General features: G+C 68.2%; 9 protein-coding genes. 2 read left to right on the forward strand and 7 right to left on the reverse strand.

Annotation, left to right across the window (positions count from 1 at the left end; genetic code table 11):
- Positions 1-85: 85 nt before the first annotated feature.
- The 4 genes from accC to Q8S38_RS00515 form a co-directional block, all read right to left on the reverse strand.
- Entirely contained in the window at positions 86-1,450 is a 1,365-nt protein-coding gene (accC, locus tag Q8S38_RS00500) for an acetyl-CoA carboxylase biotin carboxylase subunit (protein ID WP_305678463.1), read from the reverse strand.
- 26 nt (positions 1,451-1,476) lie between these two features.
- Positions 1,477-1,935 carry an acetyl-CoA carboxylase biotin carboxyl carrier protein gene (gene accB / locus Q8S38_RS00505; RefSeq protein WP_305678452.1) on the reverse strand — a complete coding sequence of 153 codons (459 nt, stop codon included), beginning with the start codon at positions 1,933-1,935 and terminating at the stop codon, positions 1,477-1,479.
- Positions 1,936-2,007: 72 nt separating this feature from the next.
- Complete coding sequence (gene aroQ, locus Q8S38_RS00510; protein ID WP_305678453.1) at positions 2,008-2,463, reverse strand: type II 3-dehydroquinate dehydratase; 456 nt, start codon at positions 2,461-2,463, stop codon at positions 2,008-2,010.
- Between the two features lie 94 nt (positions 2,464-2,557).
- On the reverse strand, positions 2,558-3,370 hold the full coding sequence (locus Q8S38_RS00515) for a DsbA family protein (RefSeq protein WP_305678454.1): 813 nt from the start codon (positions 3,368-3,370) through the stop codon (positions 2,558-2,560).
- Positions 3,371-3,544: 174 nt separating this feature from the next.
- On the opposite strand from Q8S38_RS00515, the gene Q8S38_RS00520 reads away from it, so the two are divergent.
- Positions 3,545-4,768, forward strand: a complete 1,224-nt coding sequence (locus Q8S38_RS00520; protein WP_305678455.1) for a pyridoxal phosphate-dependent aminotransferase — start codon at positions 3,545-3,547, stop codon at positions 4,766-4,768.
- Positions 4,769-4,999: 231 nt separating this feature from the next.
- Positions 5,000-7,096, forward strand: coding sequence for a mechanosensitive ion channel family protein (locus Q8S38_RS00525; protein ID WP_305678456.1), 2,097 nt, complete (start codon positions 5,000-5,002; stop codon positions 7,094-7,096).
- Between the two features lie 8 nt (positions 7,097-7,104).
- Here Q8S38_RS00525 and Q8S38_RS00530 read toward each other — a convergent pair whose 3' ends face one another.
- From Q8S38_RS00530 to Q8S38_RS00540, 3 genes are all read right to left on the reverse strand, one after another.
- Positions 7,105-7,386 carry a type II toxin-antitoxin system RelE family toxin gene (locus Q8S38_RS00530; RefSeq protein WP_305678457.1) on the reverse strand — a complete coding sequence of 94 codons (282 nt, stop codon included), beginning with the start codon at positions 7,384-7,386 and terminating at the stop codon, positions 7,105-7,107.
- Positions 7,376-7,633 carry a type II toxin-antitoxin system Phd/YefM family antitoxin gene (locus tag Q8S38_RS00535; protein WP_305678458.1) on the reverse strand — a complete coding sequence of 86 codons (258 nt, stop codon included), beginning with the start codon at positions 7,631-7,633 and terminating at the stop codon, positions 7,376-7,378. The genes Q8S38_RS00530 and Q8S38_RS00535 overlap by 11 nt, the downstream gene beginning before the upstream one ends.
- Before the next feature lie 145 nt (positions 7,634-7,778).
- Positions 7,779-10,085 (reverse strand): Rne/Rng family ribonuclease (locus Q8S38_RS00540; RefSeq protein WP_305678459.1); only part of this gene is annotated, 2,307 nt, incomplete at its 5' end.

Consider the following 10,085-nt stretch of genomic DNA (forward strand, 5'->3'; position numbering starts at 1 on the left):
CAGCCAGCACTGAAGCGATCAGGAGCATCCTTCGAGACGCGCCTGTGGCGCTCCTCAGGATGAGGGCTGAGAGAGGATGCGGGCCCTAGCCCTTGCTCGGCTCATCCATGCCACCGGCGGCGAGGAATTTCTCGAGCCAGTGGATGTTGTAGTCGCCGTTCAGGATGTCTTGGTTGCGCACCAGCGTGCGGAACAGCGGCAGCGTCGTGTCGACGCCGTCGACGACGAACTCGTCGAGCGAGCGGCGCAGCCGCATCAGGCACTCGGCCCGGTTACGGCCATGCACGATCAGCTTGCCGACCAGGGAATCGTAATGCGGCGGGATGGTGTAGCCCTGATAGGCGGCTGAATCGACGCGCACGCCCAGGCCGCCCGGCGTGTGGAACGAGACGATCTTGCCCGGCGAGGGCCGGAACGTCGCATGATGCTCGGCATTGACGCGGCACTCGATGGCATGGCCCTCGATGACGACGTCCTTCTGCTGGATCGAGAGCGGCGCGCCGGCCGCGATCCGGATCTGCTCGTTGACCAGGTCGATGCCGGTGATCATCTCGGTGACCGGATGCTCGACCTGGATGCGCGTGTTCATCTCGATGAAATAGAACTCGCCATCCTCGTAGAGGAACTCGATCGTGCCGGCGCCGCGATACTGCAGCTTCGACATCGCCACGGCGCAGATATTGCCGATCCGCTCACGCTCGCCGGCGTTCAGCGCAGGCGAGGGGCCTTCCTCCCAGACCTTCTGGTGGCGGCGCTGCAGCGAGCAGTCGCGCTCGCCGAGATGGATGGCGTGGCCCCGGCCGTCGCCGAGCACCTGAATCTCGATATGGCGCGGCTTCTCGAGATACTTCTCGATGTAGACCGCGTCGTCGCCGAAATTGGCCTTGGCCTCGGTGCGGGCGGTCGAGAGCGCGACGGACATCTCGTCCTCGCTGCGCACGACCTTCATGCCCTTGCCGCCGCCGCCCGACGCCGCCTTGATGATGACGGGGAACCCGATTTCGGCGGCGATCTTCAGCGCCTCGCCATCATCGGTGACGCCGCCCTCGGAGCCGGGCACGCAGGGGATGCCGAGCGCCTTGGCGGTGCGCTTGGCCTCGATCTTATCGCCCATCGAGCGGATATGCTCGGCCTTCGGGCCGATGAAGGTGATGTTGTGCCGGTCGAGGATCTCGGCGAAGCGGGCGTTCTCGGAGAGAAAGCCGTAGCCCGGATGAACGGCGTCGGCGCCGGTGATCTCGCAGGCGGCGATCAGGGCCGGAATATTGAGATAGCTCTCGCGGGCGCTCGGCGGGCCGATGCAGACGCTTTCGTCGGCGAGGCGCACATGCATGGCGTTGGCGTCGGCGGTGGAATGCACCGCGACGGTGGCGATGCCGAGCTCCTTCGCCGCGCGCAGCACGCGCAGCGCGATCTCTCCGCGGTTGGCAATCAGGATCTTGTCGAACATCTTGGGCTCGCCGTTGGCCTTGAGCGTCACTCGATCACCAGAAGCGGCTCGCCATATTCGACGGGCTGCCCATCCTCGACCATGATCGCCACGACGGTGCCGGCGCGAGGCGCGACGATGTCGTTGAAGGTCTTCATCGCCTCGACCAGCAGGACGCGCTCGCCCGCCTTAACGACCGAGCCGATCTCGACGAAGGGCTTGGCATCGGGCGAGGGGCGGCGATAGGCGGTACCGACCATCGGGGAGGGCACGGTGCCGGGATGGGCGACCGCGGGCTTGCCTTCGGCCGGCGCGGCCGCGACCGGCGCGGGCGCGGCGGCATAGGCCGGCGCTGCCGCCGGCACCTGGACGGTGGCGGTGATCGTGCGCGCAACGCGCACGCGCAAATCGCCCTTTTCGACCTCGATCTCGGTGAGATCGGTCTCGTTCAGGAGCTGCGCGAGTTCGCGGACCAGTTCGGGGTCGATCGGGCTCTTGGTCGCCATGGCGGGTTCACCGTCTTCGTGGTCTTGAAAGGGCGCGCGAGAAAGGCGCCCGCGTTGCATGAAAAAAGCCGGTCAGGCCGGCTTGGCCGCGCGCTTGTGGAGAAGCGGCACGATCGCGTCGAAAGCAAGGTCGTAGCTGGCGACGCCGAAACCGCAGATCACGCCGACGCAGACCGGCGCCATATACGAATGGTGCCGGAATTCCTCGCGGGCATGGACATTGGAAACATGGACCTCGATGGCCAGCGCATCCGTGCCCTTGATCGCATCGCGCAAAGCGACCGAGGTGTGGGTGTAGGCGCCGGCATTGATGATGATTCCCGCACCCGCCAAGCCAGCCTGCTGGATGAAGGTGACGAGCTCGCCCTCGAAATTCGTCTGCTTGAAGAAGAGCGCGACTCCCGCCGCTGTCGCCCGGGCCTGCAGCCGCTCCTCGACACCCTGAAGCGTCACCGCGCCATAGGTGGCGGGCTCGCGGGTGCCGAGCAGGTTGAGATTGGGACCGTTGAGGACGTGGACGGCAACCATGGCGCAGCGGGTTTCCAGCGCCGCCCCAAGGCGGCGGACGCCGTCCTCATAGACGCTGGCGGCCGGCAGGGGAAGCCTGCCGAAGCGTCAGATCTCAGCCGTTGCAGGTCGCCTTGCCGCATTTGCGGACGGAGTCGATCTTCTGCTTGAGCGCCGCCGTGCCGACCGCGCCGAAGACAACCTCATCGCCGAGGATGAAGGCGGGGGTGCCGGTCAGGCCCAGCCGATCGCCCAGCGCCACCGTGTCCTCGATCACGGCGCGCGTCTGCGCCGAGTCCATGTCCTTCTTCAGGCGCTCGACATCGGCGCCGGCTTCCTTGGCGACTTCGAGCGCCTTGGCGCCATTGATCCGCCCCTTGGTCGCCATCAGCTTGTTGTGGAAATCAAAATACTTCTGGCCCTGGAGCTGCGCCATCGCCGCGACCGCGACGCGGCTCGCCTCGACCGAATCGGGCCCGAGGATCGGGAAGTCCTTGATCACGACGCGCAGCTTGGGATCGTCCTTGGTTAGCAGGCGGACATCCTCGACAGCCCTTTTGCAGAAGCCGCAATTGTAATCCATGAACTCGACGAGGGTGACGTCACCCTGCGGGTTGCCGACGATGGCGGAGGTCTTCGGATCGATCAGCCGGGCCATTTCGGCCGTCACCGCGCTGCGCTGCGCATCCGCCTGGGCGACGGCGTTGCGGCGCTCGAGTTCGACCATCGCCTCCTGGATCAGTTCGGGGTTCTGCAGCAGCGTCTCGCGAATCAGCGCGACGACGGCCTTGCGCTGCTCCGCCGTCAAACCCGGGGTCGGGGTCTGCGTCTGAGCCGACGCGGGCAGCGTGGCCGCAGCCAGGCCGAGGCCGAGCGCCAGAGCCGTCAGCAGGCGGCTCGATCGCCGGAGCAGGGTCAGGAGGGCCATGTCGTTGTCCTTCTCGGTGCCGGCCTTTGAAACCGGGGGCAAAGCTGTCACACAATCTCCGCCCGCTTCTCGTCCGTCGTAAGGCAGGCGTCAATTCACAGCTTTGCCACCGGTTGCGGGGTAATGACGCGTCGGCTACGCCCACGGACACACAAACGCCGCCGCGGACGCATCATGTCAGACACCAAGCCGACGCCCGGGCTCGCGCCCGGTAACGCCTCGCTCGCGCCGCAGGAGGCGTTGCAGCCGGCAGAGCGGGTTGCCCGCGTCCAGCCCTTCATCGTCATGGACGTGATGAACCAGGCGGCCGCGATCGAACGCGCCGGTGGTTCGGTCATCCACATGGAGGTCGGCCAGCCCTCGGCGCCGACGCCCGCGACCATCCGCGCCGCCGCCGGCCGTGCGCTGGAGCAGGGCCGGATCGGTTACACCCAGGCGCTGGGCACGGATTCGCTGCGGGCGCGCATAGCCCGCCATTACGGGCAAGCCTATGGCGTCGAGGTGCCGGGCGAACGCGTCGTCGTCACCACCGGCTCCTCGGGCGGCTTCATCCTGGCCTTTCTCGCCTGCTTCCAGCCGGGCGCGCGCGTTGCCATCACGGCGCCGGGCTATCCGGCCTATCGCAACATCCTGATCGCGCTCGGTCTCGAGCCGGTGGCGATCGAGGTCGGGCCCGAAACCCGCTTCGCCCTGACGCCGGAGTTGATCGCCAGGGCACATGCCGATAAGCCGCTGGCGGGCGTGCTGACGATGAGCCCGGCCAATCCGACCGGCGTGGTGATGGCGCCCGAGGCGATCGCGGCCGTGGCGGCCGAATGCCGGCGGCTCGGGCTCTGGTACATTTCCGACGAGATCTATCACGGGCTGACCTATGACCAGCCGGCGACCACCGCGCTGGCCGCCGACCCCGACGCGATCATCGTCAATTCCTTCTCGAAATATTACTGCATGACCGGCTGGCGCGTCGGCTGGCTCATTGTGCCACAGCGGCTGGTGCGGCCGATCGAGCGGCTGCAGCAGAACCTCTCGATCTCGGTGCCCTATCTCAGCCAGGTCGCGGGCGAGGCGGCCTTCGAGGCCACCGCCGAATGCGAAGCGATCAAGGCCGGTTACGCGGAAAACCGCGCCTATCTGCTGCAGGCGCTGCCGGCGATCGGGCTCGGCGACTTCCTGCCGGTCGACGGCGCCTTCTACATCTATTGCGACATCGGGCGATACAGCAACGATTCCATGGCCTTCTGCCGCGACGTTCTCACCCAGTCCGGCGTCGCCATCACGCCCGGGCTGGATTTCGACGAGGGCCGCGGCGCCCGGACGGTCCGGCTCTCCTTTGCCGGTTCGCTGAGCGAGTGCGAGGAGGCGGTGTCGCGTCTCGGCGGCTGGCTGCAGCACCGCTGAGCGGCGCCGCTTGCCAAGGCCGGCAGGGCGGCAGCAATCTGCGCTGACGGTGGGGGAGACGCGATGAGAGTTCGGGGGATTCGATGGTGGCGGGCTGCGGCCGGTGCCGCTCTGGGTCTTCTCGTCGCCGGGGCGCCGCTGGCCCTGGCTCAGGCTCAAGCACCATCCCCCGCGCCGCCGGCGGTGGTGTTGACGCTCAAGGGCGATGAGTCGGCCGAGGCAATTCGGACAATGGTCGAGGCGCTGGCTGGCTCCGGCCGCCAGGTCGAGATCCGGATCGCCGCGCCCGCCGCGACCGGGACGCAAGCTCAGGCTCCGGCCGCAGCCGCGCCCCGCGCCGTCGTCGCGGAGGACACGGTCACGACCCAACTCGACGCCTTCGTCGATCATGTCGTCGAGGGTCTGGATTATGGCGGCAGTGCCATCCCCCATATCGCCGAACTGGGCCCGGCCTGGGAGCGGGCCTGGCGGGACAACCGCAACGGGGCGAGCGGCCTCTCGGCGGGCGGGCGGATCGGCGTGATCCTGCTGCTGGCCCTGGCCGTCGCCGGAGCCTTCCGCCTCGCGAGCGCAGGCTGGTTTGCCCCGAAGCTGCGCCCGGCCGGGCCGGCCTTCACGCCCCGGCTCGTCGCTGCCGCCTGGGGGCTGCTTCAGGATCTCGCCACGATCCTGCTGGCGCTCGCCGTGGCGCGGTTCACCCGCAACAGCTGGCTGCCCGAGCCCGATCTTGCGCTGGCGACAGTCACCACGATGGCCAACGGGGCCGTCATCGGCGCGCTGTACATCGCGGTGGGCCGCTTCCTGCTCTCGCCGGGCGCGCCTGAACGGCGGATCATGCCGCTGCCGCGCGCGGAGCGGCATTTTGGCCTGCTCGTCGTCTATGCGGTCGTCACGCCCATCATCATCGTGGGTCTGCTCCTGGCCGGAAGGGTCTCCACGGGGCCGCTGCCGCTCGCCGGCCTGCTCACGCTGTCGGGAGCCGTGGCGCTCGTCTTCAAGCTGTGGTGGTTTTACGATCTGCGCCGCGATCTCGCCGTGCTGATCCTCAGCGGCTCGGCCCAGCCGGGCCCCTGGCGGCGGCTGATCGCGCTGGCTGCACCGTGGTTCTACATGGCGACGGCGATCGCGCTGTGGGCGATCGGGCGCGCGGCGGCGATGATGACCAATGGCGGGCGCTGGGCCGAGGCCGCGGCCCTGACGCAGACGGCGATCGTCATCATCCCGATCCTGGCCGTCGGCATCGGCAGCTGGCTCGACTGCCGCGCGGCACGCCGCGAGGTCGAAGCCGGCGCGACGCCGCTGACTCATGCGACGAGCGCTGCGCTGCGGGCCGGTGCGGTCGGCGTGCTCTGGGCGGCGGGCTTCTTTGTGCTCGCCCGGCTCTGGGCCGGCTTGCTGCTGGGGATGAGCACCGGCCAGTTCACCGCCTTTTCGCGACAGGCGGCGGGCGTCGCGATCTTCGCCTTCGCGGGCTGGGTCGCGCTCGTCTTCCTGCGCGCCTTCTTCGACGGGTATGCGCCCCGGCGCCGCGCCACCGGCCCGGGCGACGAGGACGAAGCGCCTGGCGACGGCGTGCCCTCGCGGCTGGCCACCGTGCTGCCCGTGCTGCGCGGGGTCGTGCTCGGCGCCGTGGTGGGGCTCACCATCCTCATCGTGCTGTCGCGGCTGGGCGTCGATATCGGCCCGCTGCTCGCCGGTTTCGGCATTCTGGGCCTGGCGATCTCCTTTGGCTCGCAGGCGCTGGTGCGCGACATCGTCTCGGGCGTGTTCTTCATGCTCGAGGACGCCTTCCGCGTCGGCGAATATGTCGACACCGGGCGCCTGAAGGGCACGGTCGAGAAGATCTCGCTGCGCTCGATGCAGTTGCGCCACCAGAGTGGGCAGATCCACACCATCCCCTTCGGCCAGATCCAGCAGCTGACCAATGCCAGCCGCGACTGGGCGACGATCAAGTTCAACGTCCGGCTCGATCACTCGGCCGACATCGAGCAGGCCCGCAAGACGATCAAGAAGGTCGGGCTGGCGCTGCTGGAAGACCCCGAATTCGGGCCACACTTCATCTCGCAGCTCAAGATGCAGGGCGTCGCCGACATCACCGACAGCGCCGTGGTGATCCGCCTGAAATTCACCGGCAAGCCGGCCCAGGCCTCGATGCTGCAACGCGAGGCGCTGAAGCGGGTCTATCGCGCCCTGAACGAGGCGCATGTGCCCTTCGCCTCGAATGCGGTGACGGTGCGCGGCGGCGAGGGGGGATCGGCCTCCTCGGGAGCCGCCGCCGCAATCACCGCGCTGCCGCCGCCGAGCCCGCTGGCGCCGGCGGCGGGATAATCCGGATCTCAACGCCCCTTGGCTGCCTCGTACACGGCGGAGTGATCGCGCCGGCCGACGGCGACGACGAGGACCGTGAGGACGGTGTCATCGACCCGATAAGCCAGCCGATACCCAGCCTGCCGCAACTTGATCTTGTAGTGGTGCGGCATCCCGTGGAGGGCGTCAGAAGCGACGCGCGGACGGAGCAGGCGTTCGGCAAGCTTCTTCTTGAACTGGACGCGAAGAGTATCGCCGAGCTTGCGCCATTCCTTCTGGGCCGAGGGCAGGAAGGCGAGGCTATAGCTCATCGAGCGTGACCGGCACGCCGATCTCGTGAGAGCGAGACTTGACGATTTCGGCCAGAGCGAGGTCGTCGAGCCGCTCCAGAATCGCCTCATAGGTATCAGCGGGGACCATATAGGCCATGACGCGGTTGTGGTTCAGGACGGCAACGGGCATCCCCTTGGCGTCATTGAGGACGGCGCTGGGACTCTTTTTCAGCTCCGAAACGCTGACCGCATAGTCGGCTTCGACGCGCTGAACACCGGTCTTCATTGTCTGGCCCTCTCGGTGATCGACTTTGATAGAGTACCGAATTCGGCACTGAAATCAATTCGGATCGCACGAGCGTGCTGCCGCGCCTGGGCTGACAGATCAAGAAAAAGGGCCGCTGCGGTGTCCCGCAGCGGCCCTTGTTTCGTCAGCCTCGGCCGGCCAGCTTGTTCCACCAGCCGCCGCGCTTGGGACGGTCCGGATCGGGCGGCGTCAGCACGACGGCGACCGGTTCCTCGATCACCCGCGGCGCGGGGGGCGCAGCGGGCTCGGGCTCCGCGGCAGGAGCGGCCTCGACCGGCGCCGGCGCGGCAGCTTCGGGCTCGACCGCCACGGCAGCCGGCTCAGCAGCCTCGCCGCCCTCGGTGATCGGCACGACCTTCTTGCGCGAGCGGCTGCGCTTGGGCTTCTCGGCCTCGGCGGGCGCGGCTTCAGCCTCGGCCACAGGGGCCTCGGCGGTCACCGTCTCGGCGGCGGACTCGAGCGGCTGCTCGGCCTCGCCCTTGGGCTTGCGGCCGCGGCGGGCGCGCTTGGGCTTCTCCTCGGCGACCACCTCGGCCACCGGCTCGGCGCTCGCGGCCGCCGGCTCGGACGCCGTCACGCCGCCCTCGGACACGTCCTCGGCGGACGGCTCGTCGCCGTCCTCGTCGCCCTCGTCGTCGCCGCCATCGGCCTCGTCACTGCCGCCGTCGAGACGCACGCCATTGGCGTCACGCTCGCCGCCACGCCGGCGACGACGGCGACGACGGCGCTTGCGCCCGCCTTCGCCACGCTCGCCCTCGGCCTTGTCCTCGCGCGAACCGCCCTCGGTCGCGACCGCCTCGGCCTCGACCGGCGCGTTCTCGGCGTCGAGCGCCTCGGCCTCGGCGGCCGCGTCGAGCGCATCCTCGTCGATGTCCGACACGATCGCCTCGGCCTTGAGGCTGGACGGAACGATGCGCCCTTCATTGCCGACGAACTCGCCGCGCTCGACCTCGAAATAGCGGGTGCCGAGCAGGGTCGCGTCGGTCGAGATCGTGACCGCGATGTTGAAGCGCGTCTCGAGATCGGCGAGATGGGCGCGCTTCTGGTTCAGCACATACAGCGCCACCTCCGGACGGGTCCGGACGTTGAGGTTGTGCGAGGCGCTCTTGATCAGCGTCTCTTCGAGCGCGCGCAGGATCTGCAGCGACACCGAGGAGACCGAGCGCATCATGCCGGCGCCGGCGCAGTGCGGGCAGGGCACCGAGGAGCTTTCCAGCACGCCGGTCCGGATGCGCTGGCGCGACATCTCGAGCAGGCCGAAGGCCGAGATGCGGCCGACTTGGATGCGGGCGCGGTCGTCTTTGAGGCAGTCCTTCAGCTTCTTCTCGACGGCGCGGTTGTTGCGGTTCTCCTCCATGTCGATGAAATCGATCACGATGAGGCCGGCGAGATCGCGCAGACGCAGCTGACGGGAGATTTCCTCCGCCGCTTCGAGATTGGTCTTGAGGGCGGTGTCCTCGATATTGTGCTCGCGGGTCGAGCGCCCGGAGTTGATGTCGATGGCGACCAGCGCCTCGGTCTGGTTGATGACGATGTAGCCGCCCGACTTCAGGGTCACCGTGTTCGAGAACATCGCGTCGAGCTGGCTCTCGATCCCGAAGGAGGCGAAGAGCGGCGTCTGCTCGCGATAGGCCTTCACGCTCTTGGCATGGCTCGGCATGAGCATGCGCATGAAGTCCTTGGCTTCGCGATACGCCTCGTCTCCGGCGACGTGAACCTCGTCGATGTCCTTGTTGTAGAGATCGCGGATCGAGCGCTTGACGAGGTTGCCCTCCTCATAGACCAGCGCCGGCGAAATCGAGGCGAGCGTCAGCTCGCGCACGCTCTCCCACATCCGCATCAGATATTCGTAGTCGCGCTTGATCTCGACCTTGGTGCGCGAGGCGCCGGCCGTGCGCAGGATCAGGCCCATGCCCTCGGGAACCTCGAGCTCGCCGGCGATTTCCTTGAGGCGCTTGCGGTCCTCGGTGTTGGTGATCTTGCGCGAGATGCCGCCGCCCTTGCCGGTGTTGGGCATCAGGACGCAGTAGCGGCCGGCCAGCGACAGCCAGGTGGTCAGGGCCGCACCCTTGCCGCCGCGCTCGTCCTTGACGACCTGGACCAGCATGACCTGACGGCGCTTGATCACGTCCTGGATCTTGTAGCGGCGCATCAGGCGGCGTTTGAGCCGCTCTTCCTCGGCCATGCCGCCTTCGGATTCGTCGTCGTTCTCGCGGGCGTGTTCGTCGTGCTCGTCGTCTTCCGACGGCGCCTCGGCCATGATGGCCTCACGGTCCGCGACCGGGATCTGGTAATAGTCCGGGTGGATCTCGCTGCAGGCGAGGAAGCCGTGGCGGTTGCCGCCGTACTCGACGAAGGCGGCCTGCAGGCTGGGCTCTACGCGAACGACCTTGGCGAGATTGATGTTGCCGCGATGCTGGCGCTTCGCGCG

It is taken from the genome of Allobosea sp., from assembly GCF_030695125.1.
Lineage (GTDB): Bacteria > Pseudomonadota > Alphaproteobacteria > Rhizobiales > Beijerinckiaceae > Allobosea.

Excerpts from the sequence above, each read along its gene's own strand:
- aroQ (WP_305678453.1), bottom strand. The coding sequence starts at position 2,463 with ATGGTTGCCGTCCACGTCCTCAACGGTCCCAATCTCAACCTGCTCGGC.
- Q8S38_RS00525 (WP_305678456.1), top strand. The coding sequence starts at position 5,000 with ATGGTCGAGGCGCTGGCTGGCTCCGGCCGCCAGGTCGAGATCCGGATC.
- Q8S38_RS00520 (WP_305678455.1), top strand. The coding sequence starts at position 3,545 with ATGTCAGACACCAAGCCGACGCCCGGGCTCGCGCCCGGTAACGCCTCG.
- Q8S38_RS00515 (WP_305678454.1), bottom strand. The coding sequence starts at position 3,370 with ATGGCCCTCCTGACCCTGCTCCGGCGATCGAGCCGCCTGCTGACGGCT.
- Q8S38_RS00530 (WP_305678457.1), bottom strand. The coding sequence starts at position 7,386 with ATGAGCTATAGCCTCGCCTTCCTGCCCTCGGCCCAGAAGGAATGGCGC.
- accB (WP_305678452.1), bottom strand. The coding sequence starts at position 1,935 with ATGGCGACCAAGAGCCCGATCGACCCCGAACTGGTCCGCGAACTCGCG.
- Q8S38_RS00535 (WP_305678458.1), bottom strand. The coding sequence starts at position 7,633 with ATGAAGACCGGTGTTCAGCGCGTCGAAGCCGACTATGCGGTCAGCGTT.
- accC (WP_305678463.1), bottom strand. The coding sequence starts at position 1,450 with ATGTTCGACAAGATCCTGATTGCCAACCGCGGAGAGATCGCGCTGCGC.